The organism is Streptomyces aculeolatus, assembly GCF_020400605.1.
Taxonomy (GTDB): domain Bacteria; phylum Actinomycetota; class Actinomycetes; order Streptomycetales; family Streptomycetaceae; genus Streptomyces; species Streptomyces aculeolatus.
In genome coordinates, this window is sequence record NZ_JAINRD010000031.1 from 1 (window position 1) to 17,165 (window position 17,165).

The window sequence follows — 17,165 nt, forward strand, 5'->3', positions numbered from 1 at the left end:
GCCCAAGGACATCGCCGACGCCTTCGGCGTACCCGCAGGCACGGCCCTCGTCGAGCGCACCTACCGCACGCGCTACGCCGCGGAGCGGGCCCCCTTCGCGCTGGTCACCTCGTACCTCGTCTGCGACATCGTCGCGGAGAACCCGGACCTCTTGGACGAGACGAAGGAACCGTGGCCGGGCGGGACGATGAACCAGCTCCACACGGTCGGCATCGAGCTGGCCCGGATAGAAGAACGCTTCACCACCCGGCCGCCGACGCCGGAGGAGGCGGAGGAGCTGGAACTTCCGCCAGGGATGCCCGTCCTCCTGGCGCGCAAGATCTCGTACGACACGAACGACCGGCCGGTCGAGATCTCGGACATCACGCTGCCGGGTGACCGCACCCACGTGCACGTCGTCACGCACCTGGACCGGTGGTGACCACGATGGCCCGCCGCATCTCGGTTGTCACCGCCGTCCATGCGCCGTCCGCCGCGTATCTGCAGGATGCGTACAAGTCCCTGGAGATGCAGGAGCTTCCGGCCGGCTGGGAGTGGCACTGGTCCATCCGAGAGGACGGCACGGGCGAGGAAGTGGCGCCCCACGTGCCGAACGACGTCCGCGTGACCTTCCGCCAGGGCCGCGGCGGCGGACCCGGGGTAACACGCACGATGGCACTGGCAGAAGCCCACGGCGACTACGTGAAGGTGCTCGACGCCGACGATCAGCTCACCCCTGGCGCACTGGCCCGGGACATCGCCGTCCTCGACACCAACCCGGATGTCGGATGGACGACTTCACGCGTCCTCGACCTCCTACCGGACGGCTCCACGGCCGGCTTCGACCAGGACCCGGACGACGGCCCGGTGGAGCGCGGAGCAGTACTGGAACACTGGGAGGCGAACAACTTCCGCGCCCAGGTCCACCCGGCAACCCTCTGCGTACGCCGTGACCTGCTACTCGCCCTTGGCGGCTGGATGGCACTGCCGGCCTCGGAGGACACGGGCCTCCTCCTCGCCCTCAACGCGGTCAGCCGAGGCTGGTTCATCCGCGAATCGGGCCTGCTCTACCGCAAGTGGCCAGGCCAGATGACCAGCCAGGCATCCCACAGCAACACGGCCGAGCTGGAAGCCCGCATGTCTGTCATCGCGGCCAGAGCCCACACCCTGACGGAGTTCGACTGGGCCACCCCGGCCAAGGACTGACCAGGCGGCCACTCGCCCACCAAGCTGCCGAAAGCCTGCGTAACACCTCCGGGCCGCCGCCGTCCGCAACCCGGCAGTGAACTCCTCCAGCACGCCCAACGTCTGAGCCGGCCCCATGCTCCGGTCGTCTGGGACGGTTCAGGAACCCCGCACCCTGTTCCTGCGAATGGGTCGGCTCGGCTACGAGGAAGGGCTCCCGCAGGGGAGAACCGCACACGCTACGCATTTGAACACCAATGATTACCCCTCTGGGGTATCTACTCCCAAGTAGTTCCCCAATGGGGTACTCCACTTGCCCTTACGACCGCAGGCCACGGTCGGCAACCCTGGTGCGCGTGGCGAGCATCCGACAGGTTGAAGCAGGGAATCCGCGAGGGATCACCGGGCAAGGGCACCGGTCAGCGCTGCCCTGCCCGGCGAGGGGCGCGCCCCCTTCACTGCCGCCGCTTGACTTCACGAGGCAACTCCTTAAGATAACTTAAGGAGTTGCCCAACGCTGCTCCTAGCTGAACACGCATGAGGAGGAACTTCCTCATGGCCCCCACGCACGAGCACCAGTTGCCGCCGACCTCGGTGCACAGCAAGGAGGAGACCCGCTTTTCCTCAGTTGCCACACGAGCGCGATTGGAGGTGACCACAGGCATGGCGACCCAATACCGGGATGTCGCTGAAGAGTTGAAAGCCCTGATCAATCAGGGGAACTACCCGAACGGTACGCAGCTTCCGGCCGAGGACAAGCTTGCAGTTCAGTACGGCGTCAGCCGCCCTACGCTCAGGCTGGCGCTAGAACAACTGCAGAACGAAGGCTTGCTGGACAAGCGCCACGGCAGCGGCAATTTCGTCCGCTGGCCGGCAGAGCGACTGATCTACCCCGGCACTGCACTCATGCCAAACGGGCACGACCTCAACACCGACGTCAGCACGACGGAGACGACCGCAGACGCCTCCGTCGCTGCCCTCCTTGAGATAACAGAGGGCGACAAGGTGATTGCGTACACCTATCTTGCCCGTCGGGGCACCCGCCCTCGGAGCCTGACCCAGAGTTACGTACCAGCGCGGCTAGCTGCACTGATCTCGCCGAACCGGCCCTTACACCCCTGGGCTCACGACATCCGTCTCCAGTTGACGGAGTCAGGCGTGCAACTGGCATCCAGCACGGAGCGGCTTGTGGCGCGAATGCCCACGTCTTCCGAGGCTCGCACGCTGCAGATCAGCCCGAGGGGGACGGTGCTGGTGGTCGCTCGGACCTTCAACGATATCTCCGGCCGGGTGGTCGAAGCCTCAGCGGTTGTTCTACCGGGCCAGTGCGCGGAGGCGATCTATACCACGCACTTCCGACTAGGCAGCGAAGAGCGCGATTCCCCAGCGCGGACAGCCGTAACACGAAGCAAACCAGCTCCTTCACGGTCCCAACCCGACAGAGAGAGGCAAGGAGATACCGCGTGATTGACGAATGGAGGAGTGACGTCGCGGACGAGCACTGCGAGGAATGTCTGAGCCTGGACCAGCAGCTGCGAGCTGCGCGAGACAGACATGACTGGAGCGGCGTCACGGACGCCCGCGTGCTGAGGAAGCGACACGTCGAAAGCGCCCACGTAGAGGCAGAGGTGCAGACGTGAGCCCACAAGGCCCCGAACTACGTCTCTTGCCCTGGGTAAATGACCAGGGGCGGCCCTGCTACGTACGAGAGGGCGGGTGGCTCGCGGAGTACGCCGATCTCCTGGAGGGCCAGCAGCTCGACACCGGCGAGGACGTCCTGCGTCTATCCGAGGACTTACTCAAGGACGAGCCGAGCCAGGCCGAACTGCGATTCGTGACGCAGCGGCTGAGCGAGGCCCTGCGCGATGCTTTGCGAGTCGCCAAGTCGCGGGGTACCCGGCTGGACACGATTGGCGGTCACGACGTAGCCAAGCGGCCCCTGACCGACTGGTATCGAGCGTGGTGCCGCAAGGCCAGCAGAGCGCTCAAGCCTCGACGCCCGTAGCCGAGAAGCGCGACAAGGAGGGCCGGACCCCGACATGTCAGCGTCGGGGACTGGCCCCCGCTCGTCAGCTCACGCAAGTTCGTCCGCGTCCACCCTCGAAAAGATCAGATCGCTCTCGCCGTTGACCTGCCCTCGAAGTCGCGTCGGGACGGCAGCCGGCTGCCGAAGCGCTGGCGGGTAGCTCGCCGGCGCGTAGTCGTTGGCCAGGCGGTAGGCGTGGAAGCCGGCCCGCGTCATCGTCTCCATCAGCTCGTCCACGGAGTCGCCCAGGTGCGCCATGCGCTCCGGGGTCACTTCGATGGTGATCTCAGCGTCAGGCCGGAGCTGATCCAGCAGCGGAGCCAGGCCCCGGGCCACCTTCCCCTCCGCGCCTTCGACATCAACTTTGATGATGCGCGCTTCTGCGACCTCGGCTGGCTCCAACAGGTCCGGCAGCGGGCACGCCTCGGCCACGAAGGAAGACTCAACCGGCCCGTCATACGGGACGATGCTGTTCGCCCCCGTGTTGATCGAACTGGCCAGGATGAACGTCAGAGTCTCCCGGCTGTCAGACACTGCGGCGTTGACCGCCCGCACGTTGTCCAAGCCGTTGAGACCGACATGGTGCCGGAGCCGGCCGTAGAACTCCGGAGACGCTTCGATGGCCACCACGTGTCCGGCATCCCCCACCAGCCGCGACGCGAGCACGCTGAAGAACCCGACGTGGGCGCCGACGTCCACGAACGTGTCCCCGGGCCGAAGCCTTCCCTGCAGCCAGCCCGTCATGTTCGGCTCCCAGATGCCGAACAGGTACACGTACCGCTGGATGAGGTCGCGCGTATCGACGGCGAACCGCGCCCCGAAGAGTGCTTCCGAGACCCGCTGCCTAGGGTGATCGCGGAGATATGGGTTCAGGAAGCGCGCGGCCAGCGCCGCCTTCCCAACGGGTACCGGGGCGTCGCGCACGTACCGCCGGCCGAGGGTGACCAGCGTCTCTGCGATCGTGCTCCGCATTGCGTATGCCTCTCCGCCGGGGTCACCCCGAACGATAACGCCGCTGTCGAGGAGCCCGAGGACTGGCTCAAGATGCCCGTTCCCCGGGTGCCGACCCCTTCCCTAGAATCCTCAAGACGTCTTGACGAGTCTGGCCGGGGAGGGCGGAACGACGTGGAGCTGGGTCAGCAACTCCTGACGATCTCCGCGGTTCTCGTCGGCGCTGCGATGACCTACGTGACCAACACGCTCTCGGAACGCCGGCGTCTCCGCCACGAGCTGCACACCCGGTGGGACGACAGGAAGCTCGACGCCTACGGCGACTACATCGACCAGGTCCGCGCTTGCGTCTTCCTCGCCTCCTCCCTCTACCAGCACCGGGAGGGCATGTATGAGGCCGAGCGGAGCGAACAGGACCTGACAACGGAGCTGGCCGAAGCCACCCGCTTACGCGGACGAGCCTTCGAGCGCATCATGCTCCTCGGCAGCGACCGAGTCGTAGAAGCCGGCCACGAGGTCAACGCCATAGCCCAGGAGATCGACTGGCAAGCCACCGGCCGCACCACAGGCACACTCGCCGAATGGCGCCAACGCCACCGCACGGTGTTCCAGCGCATCAACGCCTTCCACGACACCGCCCGCGAAGACCTAGGAGTCTTCGGCCGCGTAACCGGCCAACAACACCCCCAACGCGATCTCCTGTTACCACCAATACGACAAGAACACGACAGTAACGGCACCACCTAAGCCTCGCACGCCAGTTGGGGCAGGAGGCTGTGACGTCCGGGGACATCACAGCGTCACTTACCCCTACACACAAACGCAGTGTCCACACCCGCGCTAGGACACGCTATGTCAACGTCAAGCGTAAGATTCAGGTCTGGGCGACCTGCTTCAGGTTGATCAACCAGGCCGAGCGTTCACCATCCCGGGGGGAAACATGGGTCTTGTCGAGACCGCAGCAGTGCGGACAGTTGCAGGGCTACTGCCACTCGTCGGCAAGAAAGCCTACTCTCGTGCGCAAATAAACCGAATTGCCCGGACTGCAGAGTCAAGCCTCGTAACCGATTCCGCTGAAAGATTCCTAGAGCAGTTGGACCCTGCGCAGCTTCGACGGATAGCCAGGTTCGTGCATTCACCCCAGTTCTCCGCACTAACCCTCCAGGCGATGGTCAATCTCCTCAAAGGAAACAAGGATCAAGAAAGGGTAGATCTCCGGGCGCAGCTTCGCTCCAACATTCGTCACGAAGAGATCCTGATCGAGGGAGACCTTTTTCAAGCAACAGACGTACTGGAAAATCTCATCTACGGCTCAATCCATGCCGTCAGCAGCGCTCACCCAGGATCCTTCAGAAATGCCGATTCAGTAGCTAGATCTTCTGCAATTGCCGCGGCAGCAGCGCGGAACAGTGCACTGCTGGAGCGCATCGAGAACCTGACTCAGATAAATGAATTCTCGGCCCGAATCAGGGGGCAAGTAAAAAGGCGACACGCTAAGCTATCGCTGCCCAACGCCGTGAAGGCAGCCTCCGTCCCCCACGACAAACTGTACGTAACCCCACACTTAAGCAGCGAGAGAGCTGACGACAGCGAGCTTTCGCTGCAGACCGTAATTTCGAGCAGCATTCGCAGCGTCATATTGGGTGACCCCGGCGCAGGCAAGTCAACACTCACATCGAAATTAGTTCATGACATTGCTGCTGGACGGTTTCCAGAACTTGAGACTCAGGTCCCCTTGCTGCTTATTGTCAGGAAATACACAACAGACATCAGAGCTGGACAGCACAATCTAATTCACTATCTAGAAGCTTCATGCAATAACCCATATGGGGTTAGGCCGCCAGAAGATGCACTAGAGTATTTGCTTCTAAATGGCAAGGCCACCGTGGTAATTGATGGAGTAGACGAACTCGGCGATAGTCGATTTCGGGAAGGCTTCGCGAAGCTAGTTGACTCATTCGCTGACTTGTATCCGTTGACGCGCATAGTTGTAACCTCACGAAAGATAGGTTACAAGGACGCCCCACTCGACTCAGACCTGTTCGAAGTTTTCGAAGTTGAACCATTCGATGATGAGAGGGTTGACCGTTATGCCAAACAATGGTTCGCCCTCGAAGGAGTGTCGGGATCACAGGCAGCTTCAACTGATGAGATCCGTACGTCCTTTTTGCACGAAAGCGCAGAGGTCGGCGATCTTCGCCGAAACCCGCTCATGCTCTCCCTCCTATGTGTCCTCTATACATCAACCGGGTACATTCCGAACAACAGGCCCGAGATCTATGAACGTTGCGCAGAACTCCTGTTTCGCACATGGGACAAAACTCGCGGCATAGAGATAGAATTCCAGTTCCCTGCCTACCTAATGCCTGCAGTACAAAAGCTGGCACTGCGAATGCTAACCGACCCCCAGGGAAGGCAGACACTACCAAGAGGCGAGGCAAAGAAGTTCCTTGCCGAGCAGGTGTTTAGCGATTGGTTCGAGAACGAGCCGGAGTCCCTTCATGTCGCGGACGATTTTCTGGAATTCTGTGCTGGTAGGGCCTGGGTACTGACCGACGTTGGCTCGGACTCCCTATTCCCAATATACGGCTTCGTCCACAAGACGTTTCTTGAGTTCTTCGCTGCGTCTCAAATCGTCCGAGACCTCCCCCTACCGGAAGCTGTCTGGGAACAGGTATCCGACAAGATCGGTGACAGCGGCTGGGACCTTGTTTCTCAATTGTGCGTGCAGATCCTGAATCGCACAACGTCAAACGGGGCAAATAACATTCTTGATCTCGCGCTGAGGGAAGTGAAGAATTCAGAGACAGAAGAGCAAAGAAGGGCTGACCTACTAGCGTTTCTTGCGCGCTGCCTTGAGAATGTGGCACCGTCTCAAAGGGTCATTAGAAGGATCGTGGAATCATGTCTCGCGTTCTCAATGTCACTGCCGGCAACGGCACGCGTAGATGCACCAGGGAACGCGGGATTTCACGATAACCCAACGCAACTTCTCTTGCAGAACAGCACGATGGAGAATTCGAGCAGGATCACCTCAGCAATGAGCGAAATCCTTACCGAACTCGCCGATAGCGGACCAGACCCGAACACCGGCGGCCTGCTTTATGCGGTTTGCATGGGTTCGTTGGGGTTGAGGACCACGCCTAACGCCCGGCGAGTGGATTATAAGCTCCGCGCGTCACTCTCCGCGCAAACGAATCCGCCAACAGCAGAGCACTGGAAAAACCTTGCATCTCGGCCGACTACAGCTCAAATCTCGACCCACGGGTTAAATTGCCTCTACGAGGAAGTATGGGCTATGCACATGGCGCTACTCCCTTTCGCCGCGAAAGTTATAAATAACCTAGTCAGGCAACGCACAACGTTCTTTACCGATGTCGACGAGGTCCTTGCGGACACTTATGACGCAGTTGTCATGGCCCACGAACATGGATCATCTCCGGAACCAACTTGGGAGAGCCTTGCAAGCCGCATTCGTTCAGATCACCTAGCTTCACTTTCCCCGAAAGGTAGAGCGGCACTCCTGCTACTGGCACTTCCGATATTTGAACGGTGTTCTGGGGCAGATTTTGAGGATGAGAAGATGCGTTGGATCGCCACCGCAAGACAGGTACCTGCTCGCCAGATGGCCGCGATTGACGTCATCAATGAGTGGACACTCCCAGAGGCCGCACATAACGCAGTGGTCGACTGGATCATGAGGAGATCTTGAATTCTTGAGGTGCGGAAGGCCGTTCAAGCAAAAGTTGGAGAGCATGGCAGAAATGCAGTAACCAGATCTCAGCTATGCTCCGGAAGCCGCTGGGAAATGGTAGAGGTTGCATGGGCAGGTGACGGCCTCGACACGGCCGACAGCGGGATGCTGAAACATCGCGGACGTGTCCTCACTGTCCCACTGTCCTGCTAGCAGGACTGACCTGCGAAGAACTAATTCGCGCTGCTGCAGAAGAACGTCCCGACTGACGTGCCTGGGCCACCCGGCAGCAACTGCGGATCGCGATCGTTATCTGGATTGAGTGCACCTACCACCGGCGCCGGCGCCAGCGACGCCTTGGCCGTTTGACCCCGATCGAGTACGAGAACATCATAAGCCCGCCCGCAGCTCTGGCTGCATAAACCCTGCTGTCACCCGACCATGCAGCAATCCCCCAAGCGGGAGAATCTTTAGCCAGCCGCTACCTGGCGAAAGCCCCCGCTACAGAACCAGTCGTGTGCAGCGAGCGCTTCATATAGAGCCACCATCCAGGAGTTTTTGTGAAGGCGTGCACGCGAGCGGGCGAGTCCCGCCATGTACTCACTGACGCCTAGCGCCCCGCCGTCCCGGAAAACCTCCTCGATAGACAACTCAATGCCCGGCAGTTCGTCCGCGGCTTGGTCCTCAAACAACTGGGCAAGGTTGAAGGTCTCGAAGTGGTGTCTGACGCGCCCCGCAAGCCTCGAATCCCATGAAAAAGGCGGATCCACGTAGAATTCGATCACCCAGCTCGCCGGCCTGTCCAGGGGCATTGCCTCATAGGCGCTGCCGTCGTCCAAGCTCGTTATAAGCCGCGCCTTCAACCATCTATCCTCGTCGATGTCATCGAAATAGGGGTGGAGGGTTTGTTCCTCGTAGCAGGTCGGGGCACTGTCACTCTTCGCGAAGTTGCAATCCGAGCAGATGGGCAGCAAGTTGATCGGAACTGCGGCAAGGTAGGGATAGATCGACTTGGGCATGTGGTGATCGACCTGGCGCACTGAACCGACGCCGCACATCGGGCACTTGGTCTTGCGGTTCCGGGCCTCTTCGTACACGGGACGGCCAGGATGGTGTGGGCCCATCCGCCGTTCGTACATGGCGATCAGCGCGTCTTTATCGCCTTTCTGAGAAGGAGGGGGAGCAAACGCGGCGGGCTTCAGATGGTGCAGTGTGGAAGTGCGGCACGCCTGCTCATACTCACCGGCAGCAATCACAACATTTAGCTCATAACTGCCGAGTACTGTCCGCATCGGCAGGCTGATCCTTGCACTGATACACATGCGGAACGCTTCTCGCGTTCCGATCTGAGGAGGGTCTAGTCGGCGCATCACCGCCCGCCTTCACGGCGGCGGGTCGCGGAGCGGGCCAATGCGCGTCCTTCGGCACCCAGTTGGTCATCGAATTCATGGAGAATGTCCTCGAAGGACATGCCGTCCTCGGCAAGCGACTGGATCAACCGGTTGAATCCCGTGCGGCGCACCTCCAATCCGAAGATCTCCCGGGTTATCGCCCCGACGTTCTCACCGAACGTCTCGATCTCGGGGTGATCGACGCGGAGATCGTCGCCAGCCCTGCGCAGGGCCCAGACTGCCTCACGAGGCGTCTCCTGGAGCACTACGGGCGAGTGGGTGGCAATGATCGCGATGCCGTTACGGTCTCTCAGCAACTCGGACAGTGTTCGTACGAGTGTCGACAGCAACGGTGGGTGGAGGTGAGCCTCCGGTTCGTCGATCAGGACAAGGGTGCGTTCGGTGGTGTGCTGCACCAGCCGGGCCAAAGTAAGCAAGACGATCTTATGTCCCGAGCTGAGCCCGTTGAAGACCGCCTCGGGATCTGGCCGGTCCTCGGCGCACGCAAGCCTGGCGATCTCGTGGTCGTGGAAGAGGGGATCCGTTTCTTCGAGCTTGGCCAGGATGTCACGCCAGCGGCTAGCCTTCGCGGGGTGATCCTCCACGCACCTCTGTACGCACTCGGCAAACTCGGGTCCCAAATCCGTGTGGGTCTTCACTCCCTGACCGTCGGCCGTTTTTAGGCCGACATACTGGTAGTCGACGCGGTCAGCGACCCTGTTGACCGCTTTTCTGACCGGGTGCGGGCCCTGGGAGTCGAAAGCGCTGAACGATATGTACACGACGTTGGCGAATGGGTGCTGCCGACGATCGAGCCTGTCCTCAAGCGAGCTTTGGCGCCATCTGCCGTGTGGGGTGAGTGTGGTTTGAGCGATGTTGTGTAGCAGGTGTGTCTTGCCTACGCCGTTGCTTCCAATGACCGCATGGATGTTGCTGGGAGGATTCTTGTCGGGATCTACCCTCAGTTCGATGGTGAGTACCGGGGCGCTCCCGGACAGCGTCTCCTGCCGGTAGCGGACGTGGAAGCGTGAGAGTGTGGGTCCGCCATGGGCGATCCTGTGATACTGCGTACGGACCGTATCGGCACCGATGCTACGCAGCAGCGAGTCCCGCATGACGCGTTCGTTGCATGCTTGTTCGAAGAGCTCGGCATCGCGGGCAACATCGCGCAGACCGGAGAAGATGGCCAGACGCGTTTCTTCATCGAACTCGTCGCGGAGCGTGGCGTAGTAGCTCTCGTCGATCCCCAGGGAGAAGAACCCCGGTTCAAGGGATTCGAAGCGCCGAGGCAGGGAAGTCCGGCCGGCCTCCATGCCGAAGGAGCCGATCTTCACTGCACCGACGTTCACGCCCCGGCTACCGTTGTAGCAACGCAAATGGAAGACCGTCCTGAACCCGTAGTCATCCCAGTCGTCGCTTCCGAGCCACGCTATGCCTGGACGAGTGCGTGCTGACTCCCGCGCGTTGGGCGCCGTAGTGAAGTACACCGGGTCACATTACCGAACACACTCATGTCGTATGGGCGGATGCAGGGATCCTGCAGACTGGACAGGCCGAACTGCGTGATCGCCGCCCCCTCGGCCACTGTTGCGGCCGTGGCGCTGCCGTCCACCCTGAACAGCGACGCCGCCTGCCGCAATCCGGCATCGGGGAGGCATCTTCGAGACCGAGCGCAGCGGAAAGCAACACAGGGGAGCTTGCCGAAGCCAGCCGCCTCCGCGTCCGTGCCTTCAAACGATCACGCTCCTCGGCCGCGACCAAGTCGTAAACGGTTGGCGGCCCACCAGCCGCATCATGGACACGTTCGATGAGTCGCCTCATCTGCACCGCGCAGTGTTCCAGCGCATCAACGCCTTCCACGGCAGCTCCCGCGAAGACTTAGGAGTCTCCGACCGCGTCACCTACCAACAACATCCCCGCACGGCCTCCTCCTCCCGCTTGCGCGACGGGATTTCCGAAGCTGTGACCTGCAGTGCAGACCTCATAGCCCAGTAGCACATCGCGTCGGCCCCAATTGTGGTCCAGGTGGCCTCGGGTTCAAGTCCCGTTACTCACCCTCGCTAGTAGGTAGCTGAGACCCCCGTTCTCTAACACGGGGCACCGGGTCTGCTATCTGTCCGGGAGCGGTGGCGTTGCGTCGCGGACTGTAACCGGGAGGAGATGTGCACGACCGTGTTCCTCCGTGCCGGAGCCCCGTCCGATCTTCCATTTGAGTGTCGGGCGCGTGCATCTCATGGTCCGGCGGGTGTCGTATCGGCTGCCGGCTGGGAAGCACCGCTGGCAGCGCGGGCGTAGCCTGGTTCACCGACCGGTGATGCCCGAGGGCTGTCCCACCTGTCCCGTTGTCCCTCTAGGGCTGTGCGGGCTGCCGAAACGCGCTGGGCAGGAGCGGGGCCCCTCACATCGAGGATGTTTCAGCAGCTTGTGTTGGAGGAGGCGTTGATGTCTGACATCAACCCTGACATCAACGCCTCAGGGCGGGTACAACCCACAGCGGTCGCCGACGCCACCAACGCTGTGGCCACCGTCGATGCCGGATGCCCTCACGACCGCCTGAAAAGCGGAAGGTCGCCGGTTCGACCCCGGCCCCAGCCACAGCATATGAGCAGCAAAAATGCCCCCTCCAAGATCACGGAGGGGGCATTCTCGTGCTCTTTCACGCCAACGGCTCCCGAGGAACCGAAACCGTTGGTGTCGGTGTTGTCTCAGGACACCAGGGTCACCGCGAGCTTCCGGCGCGTTCCGCAAGCCAGCCCGCCATCGCTCGTACGCCGGTGCCGATGGCGCGTTCGTCCGGGGTGAAGTCGGGGTAGTGCGGATAGCCCGCTGTGATGGGAGTGCCGGGGGTGTGGACGCCGAGGAAGGTGTACGTGCCCGGCATCCGGTCCAGGAAGAGGGCGAAGTCCTCGCCGTTGAAGGGGAAGACGGCGTGCAGCCGGGTGACCGCGTCCCGGCCGAGCGTGCGGTGGAGATGGCGGGCCAGCCGGTGGGCGTCGGGTTCCGGGCAGACCATGGCGGGGAACGGGCCGGGCTCGAAGCTCACCTCGGCCCCCGGGTACGACGCAGCCAGCCGGCGGATGTCCGCCCGTACCCCCACGTACCGCTCCTCCGGCCAGCAGCGCGACGCGAAGCCCACCGTGGCCCCCTCGGCCCGGGCCCGGGCGACGACGAACCGGGCCAGCGGACCGTTCGGCGTCTGGAGGTCGACGACCTGCTGCGCCACGTCCGCCGTCGTCTGCGGCGGCGTCACGGTGGCGAGCGCGCCGATCTCCGCGGCCAGCCGCTGCGCGGCACCGGCGGCGTCCGGCCCCGACAGCGTCACCCGGCCGCGGTCCTGCCCCGGCAGCCCGTACCCCGGTGTCACCGCCAACTTGCCCACCGGGAACGGCCCGCAGTGCAGGGCGTGGATCTCCCCGACCCGGGGACTGTCCAGCACACCCGCCTCGATCATCGCGCTCGCCCCTGCCAGCCTCTCTTCGGCGGGCTGGAAGACGAAGACCACCGTGCCGCGCAGGTGCCGCCGCAGCCGGGCCAGAACCTGTGCGACGCCGATGCCCACCGTGGTGTGCAGGTCATGCCCGCACAGGTGGGACGTCGCCGTGCCGCCACCGACGATGTCGCCGGGCGGCACCGCGTCCATGTCCGCGCGGTACGCCACAGTCCGCCCCGGGCGCGCGCCGCGCAGCACCCCGACCACGCCGTGGCCGCCGACCCCGGTCGCCACCGCAAGCCCGGCCGACCGCAGCTCCCGCGCCACCACGCCGGCGGTGCGCTCCTCCTCGCCCGGACCCTCGGGATGCCGGTGGATGTCCCGCCGCAGCGCGATCAGCTCCCGCTCCAGCCGCCCCACCTCGGCGTCCACCGCCTGCCGCGACACCGGCCGCGCCCTCCCGTCCGCGGCGGCGCTCCCCGCGGCCCCCCACACCAGCCCCGCACCGGCCGCCGTCGCACCGCCCAGCACCGTACGGCGCGTCAGCACGCGCCTCTCCTCAAGACGACTCACAGTTTCCCCTCCGCGATTCACCGTCACGGAATAGTCGCCGCACCTGTAGGCGGCGGCCCATACGGCGAACCACCGGTTGCGGGGTGTTGCTGACTACACCCCCTCGCCAGCGGCGCGCCGCTGGATGTGCTTCCCGCGCTGCCTGGTCGCCGTGGAAGGAAGAAGAGCCCCTCCGAAGAGGGGGCGGCGTGTGGCCGGGGCCGGGGTTCGGACCGGTGACCTTGGGTCTGACCTGCGCCATAGCCGTGCCTGAGTTGCACTGTGTGAACCGCTGTCGGAGCCTGGAAGCGACAACCCCGAGCAATCGGGACGCATTGTCACGGAGTGATTCGTGTCCGGATGACAATGAAGCGAGGCGATCGCGTGTCACGCATACGCATGGCAGTGGAGATCCACAATGATTCGCCTGTTCCTCTCGTCTGGGCCACGGACGAGCTGGAATCAGGTGATTGGACCGATCCGTGGTACCCCTCTCGGGCCAGCCCCATCGCCCCCGGCGCCACCGCGGAGTGGCGGGCAGAGGGCGACCTGTTCATCGAGCCGACGAGCGGCACCGAGGGCAGGGTCCGCTACAACATAGACGGCGACCCGACGCGGCAGCTGTATGTGCACTTCAACAGCCCGCTCATCGAGTCGCAGTACGGCAACACGTTCCACGTATGGGCACCGCCGGGATTCGAGGTGGCGCACAGTGGCGGCCAGGGCCACCACGGGCGGCTCGTGGTTCGCCTCCGGCAGACCGCACGCCGTCAGGTCGCCGGCTTCACCCCGTCGGTCAACGGCTTCCAGTTCTCCAACCGCTGGAATGCGGGCCTGCCCGCGATGGCCGTCGGATTCCTCTGGAATCGACTGCTCGACGAACTCGGCGGGGAGGCCGCCGACGTGCTGGACATCGCCCGTGTCGACGATGGCTGGCTCCCCATCACGCAGGCCCGCGCCGGAATGTGCGGTGGCATGACCTTCGGCGCCATGGACTACTTCGCCGCCGGCAAGCTGCCGCCCGCCACGACGACATCACCCGATTCCGAAAGCGACCCCCTCTTCCAGTTCATCAGGGACCGGCTGCTCGACAGCTTCGACATCACCGGTTCCGGGCACCGGTGGCTGGGGTACTCCTCGCCGCTCTATCCCAACGGAGACGAGGGGGTCGTCCAGGTCGCCGGGCTGGCCCGCGGCCGCTCCTGGGTGACCTACCGGGACGAATGGCCGCGTATCCGGGACGACATCGACGCGGGGAGGCTCTCACCGCTCGGGCTGATCCAGACCGACTCGCTCGACATCGGCGAGAACCACCAAGTGCTCGCCTACGCCTACGAGCAGAGCGGTCAGGAGGTCAAGCTCTGGGTCTACGACAACAACTATCCGCGCCAGGACGACTTGCACCTCAAGTTCGATATCACCGACACCACGGGCGAGGTCCATGTCCAGCGCCTTGGCTCCTATCGGGCCGACGAGCCGCGGATCTGGTGCATTTTCCGCACCAACGGCTACAACCCGCACACGCCGCCGGACGGACGTCCGCTGCCGCCGCCCGCACCGACGCCGGCTGAGATGTCCCCCGCCGAGGTCATCGGCGCGCTGGGCGGAATCGGCGTGGACTTCAGCGTCTCCGAGACGGATCTGCGCGACTGGCTCGGCAATCCGGAGCACACGCCCTACCCCGCGATTTCGCAGGCACTGCTGTCCCACGGATGGAAACTGAAGGCCCCGGTGTTCCTCGACGTCATCGTGTGGAACTACGAGCACACGCCCGGCGTGGTCTCTCCCCGGCGCAGTGAGGACGTCAACCCGGACATCCTGAAGGCGGCCGTCCTGGAGGGATCGAACGTGCGCAATGGAACGGAGTTCACGGACTTCGCGCAACTCCTCGCACCGTGATTCTCCGTCACCTCCGGGCGAGGAGCGCGGTCCGCCCCGACGGGCACGTCGCCTGGGCCGGCAGCGACGGGGACGACACCGCGCTGTCCGCCGCCGTGGACCGGGCGCTCGCCACCACCCACCGCCCCGCGGCCCGCTGACCCGCGCCGCGCCGGTCGGGGGCCTCCAGTGGGCGGACTGCGGCACAACGCCCTTCGGGCGGCGACCGTTTACGGGTGAGCCACCGTCCACACCCACCCCAGCGGGGTGAGGTTCAGGGTGCGGGCCACCGCGCGGGACGCGGTGTTCGCGGCTGTGGTGCTGTAGAAGAGTGCCTCGTTGCGGGGGCGTTGGAGCTTCGCCCAGGCCGCGACCGTGTGCGGCGCCAGGCCGCGGCCGCGGTACGCGGGGTGGGTCCAGGCGCCGGCTTCCGCGGAGGCCGGGGTCGACGCCGGGGTGTGGCAGATCGAGACCGGGGTGTCGTCCGCGATCGCCATCGCCCACGGGCCCAGCGCGCCCGTCGTGAGGTCGGCCCACTCCCCCGGCTCCCAGTTGGCCGGCCGCCGCAGGTCACGGGCCCGGCGCCGACCCGGAACGTCCGACACCAGGAGTGGGAGCCCGGCCGGCGGCAGCGCGGGCAGGGCCGGGGGGACGACGTAGGTGGGGCCGCCCGTCAGGGTGCCGCCCAGGGTGCGGGCCAGGGCCTCCATCGGGTGCGGTGCCGTCCCGGGTGCGTACGGAGGCGGGGCCGACAGCAGGGCGTGTTCGTGCTCCGTCCCCGCCAGGCCCTCCGCCACCGCCACCAGCCGCGCCCCCGGCGACCACGCCCAGACCGCCCCGACCCCCGGCGTACGGACAGTCGGCAGCCCGTGGTCCCCCGCCAGTTGCAGCGCCAGCAACCGCCCCTCGTCCCACTCCATCCCGCCTAAACTACGGCGGTCCGCTCCCGTCCGCCCGGGTGCCGGTGGCGCCAGGTCCAGAAGACCGCCGTGCCGGCGACCGCCCACCCCGCCAGCACCAGGTACGGGAACGGGTGCTGGTGCCCCGCGAAGTACACCGCCGTGTGCTGGGCGTTGACCGACGCGCCCGGCGGCAGCCAGCGGCCGATCTCGCCCAGCGGCGACGGCAGCAGCGGCCACGAGACCGCCCCGCCGGACGACGGGTTGCCGACCAGCACCATCACCACCCATGTCGGCAGGATCGCCCACCGCCCCATCAGGGTGTTGAACATGGTGAAGACCATCCCGGACGTGAACATCGTCAGCGCCAGCGTCAGCCACGACTGCGGGAACGGCATCCGCACCACCCCCAGCATCAGGTCCACCACCGCGTAGATCGTGAAGCCGCCGAGCAGCGCGTACGCCGCCGTGAACGCGATCCGCTCCGCCGGGTTCAGCGAGCGTGCGTGCACGCTGAGCTGGATCGCGCCCATGAAGCCGACGATGACCGCCGCGAGCGAGATGTAGAAGAGGGCGAGCCCCTGCGGGTCGCCCGACTGCATCGGCTTGATGTCGCGTACCGTCACCGGCACCCCCACCCGCTTCGCCACCCGCGGCGCGTCCTCCATCAGCAGCCGCGCCACCGACGCGCCCGCCGCGCCCGAGAGGTCCACCCGCATCCGGCCGGGGCCGACCCGCAGCACCGCGAAGACCTTCTGCTCCTCCACCGCGTCCCTGGCCTGCGCGTACGTCGCGTACGGGCGCAGCTCGACCGACGCCTCCAGCGCCTCCTCCAGCCCGCTGACGAACGCGCGCCCGCCCGGCTCGGCGTCCACGTCGCCGACGACCGCGACCGGCAGGTTGTGCGGTGTGGGGTTCGCCATCGCGGCGGTGTACGAACCGGCGAAGAGCCCCGCGACGGCGGCGAGGAGCAGCACCAGCACCACCGGCGTCAGGAAGGGGCCGGCCCGGAACGCGCGGAGGTGCTCGGGGACCGGCCGCCGCCGCGGAGCCCGCCGCCGCAGCCCCCGCACCCCGGGCAGCCGACGCAACCCGGACAGCCACCGCCCCCGCAGCCCGTGGCGGGGCCTGCGGCGCAGTCGCGGGCGGGGGCGTACGTGCGTCGGCAGCACCCGGCGCC

General features: G+C 65.0%; 15 protein-coding genes and 1 pseudogene. 10 read left to right on the top strand and 6 right to left on the bottom strand.

The genetic code is table 11. From position 1 onward, the window contains the following. The 4 genes from LG396_RS34705 to LG396_RS34720 form a co-directional block, all read left to right on the top strand. Positions 1 to 421, top strand: a 421-nt coding sequence (locus LG396_RS34705) for a UTRA domain-containing protein (protein WP_225797777.1), incomplete at its 5' end; no start/stop codon positions are given. 5 nt (positions 422 to 426) lie between these two features. After that, positions 427 to 1,185 (top strand): glycosyltransferase family 2 protein, encoded by a 759-nt coding sequence (locus LG396_RS34710; protein ID WP_225797824.1) that lies wholly within the window; start codon positions 427 to 429, stop codon positions 1,183 to 1,185. 534 nt (positions 1,186 to 1,719) lie between these two features. Next, a complete protein-coding gene (locus LG396_RS34715; protein ID WP_225797778.1) occupies positions 1,720 to 2,631 on the top strand; it encodes a GntR family transcriptional regulator in 912 nt (303 codons plus the stop codon). 199 nt (positions 2,632 to 2,830) lie between these two features. Then, positions 2,831 to 3,169 carry an SAM domain-containing protein gene (locus tag LG396_RS34720; RefSeq protein WP_225797779.1) on the top strand — a complete coding sequence of 113 codons (339 nt, stop codon included), beginning with the start codon at positions 2,831 to 2,833 and terminating at the stop codon, positions 3,167 to 3,169. 69 nt (positions 3,170 to 3,238) lie between these two features. Here LG396_RS34720 and LG396_RS34725 read toward each other — a convergent pair whose 3' ends face one another. Continuing rightward, positions 3,239 to 4,162 carry an FkbM family methyltransferase gene (locus LG396_RS34725; RefSeq protein ID WP_225797780.1) on the bottom strand — a complete coding sequence of 308 codons (924 nt, stop codon included), beginning with the start codon at positions 4,160 to 4,162 and terminating at the stop codon, positions 3,239 to 3,241. 153 nt (positions 4,163 to 4,315) lie between these two features. Here LG396_RS34725 and LG396_RS34730 point away from each other — a divergent pair, with 153 nt between their 5' ends. The 3 genes and pseudogenes from LG396_RS34730 to LG396_RS34740 all read left to right on the top strand — a co-directional run. Further along, positions 4,316 to 4,888: a hypothetical protein gene (locus tag LG396_RS34730; protein WP_225797781.1), complete on the top strand. Its 573-nt coding sequence runs from the start codon at positions 4,316 to 4,318 to the stop codon at positions 4,886 to 4,888. A gap of 193 nt (positions 4,889 to 5,081) precedes the next feature. Next, complete coding sequence (locus LG396_RS34735; RefSeq protein WP_225797782.1) at positions 5,082 to 7,853, top strand: NACHT domain-containing protein; 2,772 nt, start codon at positions 5,082 to 5,084, stop codon at positions 7,851 to 7,853. 219 nt (positions 7,854 to 8,072) lie between these two features. Then, positions 8,073 to 8,257 (top strand): annotated as a pseudogene (locus LG396_RS34740) (IS3 family transposase); the annotation flags it as partial. A gap of 48 nt (positions 8,258 to 8,305) precedes the next feature. Here LG396_RS34740 and LG396_RS34745 read toward each other — a convergent pair. Together LG396_RS34745 and LG396_RS34750 are read right to left on the bottom strand one after the other, a co-directional pair. Next, positions 8,306 to 9,127, bottom strand: a complete 822-nt coding sequence (locus LG396_RS34745) for a hypothetical protein (protein WP_225797783.1) — start codon at positions 9,125 to 9,127, stop codon at positions 8,306 to 8,308. Between the two features lie 77 nt (positions 9,128 to 9,204). Then, positions 9,205 to 10,575 carry an AAA family ATPase gene (locus LG396_RS34750; RefSeq protein ID WP_225797784.1) on the bottom strand — a complete coding sequence of 457 codons (1,371 nt, stop codon included), beginning with the start codon at positions 10,573 to 10,575 and terminating at the stop codon, positions 9,205 to 9,207. 445 nt (positions 10,576 to 11,020) lie between these two features. Here LG396_RS34750 and LG396_RS34755 point away from each other — a divergent pair, with 445 nt between their 5' ends. Then, positions 11,021 to 11,221: a hypothetical protein gene (locus LG396_RS34755; protein WP_225797785.1), complete on the top strand. Its 201-nt coding sequence runs from the start codon at positions 11,021 to 11,023 to the stop codon at positions 11,219 to 11,221. Positions 11,222 to 11,945: 724 nt separating this feature from the next. On the opposite strand, the gene LG396_RS34760 is transcribed toward LG396_RS34755, so the two are convergent. Further along, on the bottom strand, positions 11,946 to 13,205 hold the full coding sequence (locus LG396_RS34760) for a M20 metallopeptidase family protein (RefSeq protein WP_225797786.1): 1,260 nt from the start codon (positions 13,203 to 13,205) through the stop codon (positions 11,946 to 11,948). A 402-nt stretch (positions 13,206 to 13,607) separates the two neighbouring features. On the opposite strand from LG396_RS34760, the gene LG396_RS34765 reads away from it, so the two are divergent. Beyond that, a complete protein-coding gene (locus LG396_RS34765; protein WP_225797787.1) occupies positions 13,608 to 15,107 on the top strand; it encodes a hypothetical protein in 1,500 nt (499 codons plus the stop codon). Next, on the top strand, positions 15,104 to 15,247 hold the full coding sequence (locus tag LG396_RS34770) for an aromatic-ring hydroxylase C-terminal domain-containing protein (protein ID WP_225797788.1): 144 nt from the start codon (positions 15,104 to 15,106) through the stop codon (positions 15,245 to 15,247). Before LG396_RS34765 ends, LG396_RS34770 begins: the two co-directional genes overlap by 4 nt. A 69-nt stretch (positions 15,248 to 15,316) precedes the next feature. On the opposite strand, the gene LG396_RS34775 is transcribed toward LG396_RS34770, so the two are convergent. Together LG396_RS34775 and LG396_RS34780 are read right to left on the bottom strand one after the other, a co-directional pair. Further along, a complete protein-coding gene (locus LG396_RS34775; RefSeq protein WP_225797789.1) occupies positions 15,317 to 16,006 on the bottom strand; it encodes a GNAT family N-acetyltransferase in 690 nt (229 codons plus the stop codon). Positions 16,007 to 16,011: 5 nt separating this feature from the next. Continuing rightward, complete coding sequence (locus tag LG396_RS34780) at positions 16,012 to 17,058, bottom strand: ABC transporter permease (RefSeq protein WP_225797825.1); 1,047 nt, start codon at positions 17,056 to 17,058, stop codon at positions 16,012 to 16,014. Positions 17,059 to 17,165 lie beyond the last annotated feature (107 nt).

What these genes read in the sequence shown, in the direction of transcription:
- LG396_RS34710 (WP_225797824.1), top strand. Translation starts at nt 427, where the DNA reads ATGGCCCGCCGCATCTCGGTTGTCACCGCCGTCCATGCGCCGTCCGCC.
- LG396_RS34715 (WP_225797778.1), top strand. Translation starts at nt 1,720, where the DNA reads ATGGCCCCCACGCACGAGCACCAGTTGCCGCCGACCTCGGTGCACAGC.
- LG396_RS34725 (WP_225797780.1), bottom strand. Translation starts at nt 4,162, where the DNA reads ATGCGGAGCACGATCGCAGAGACGCTGGTCACCCTCGGCCGGCGGTAC.
- LG396_RS34735 (WP_225797782.1), top strand. Translation starts at nt 5,082, where the DNA reads ATGGGTCTTGTCGAGACCGCAGCAGTGCGGACAGTTGCAGGGCTACTG.
- LG396_RS34745 (WP_225797783.1), bottom strand. Translation starts at nt 9,127, where the DNA reads ATGCGGACAGTACTCGGCAGTTATGAGCTAAATGTTGTGATTGCTGCC.
- LG396_RS34755 (WP_225797785.1), top strand. Translation starts at nt 11,021, where the DNA reads ATGGACACGTTCGATGAGTCGCCTCATCTGCACCGCGCAGTGTTCCAG.
- LG396_RS34765 (WP_225797787.1), top strand. Translation starts at nt 13,608, where the DNA reads ATGGCAGTGGAGATCCACAATGATTCGCCTGTTCCTCTCGTCTGGGCC.
- LG396_RS34775 (WP_225797789.1), bottom strand. Translation starts at nt 16,006, where the DNA reads ATGGAGTGGGACGAGGGGCGGTTGCTGGCGCTGCAACTGGCGGGGGAC.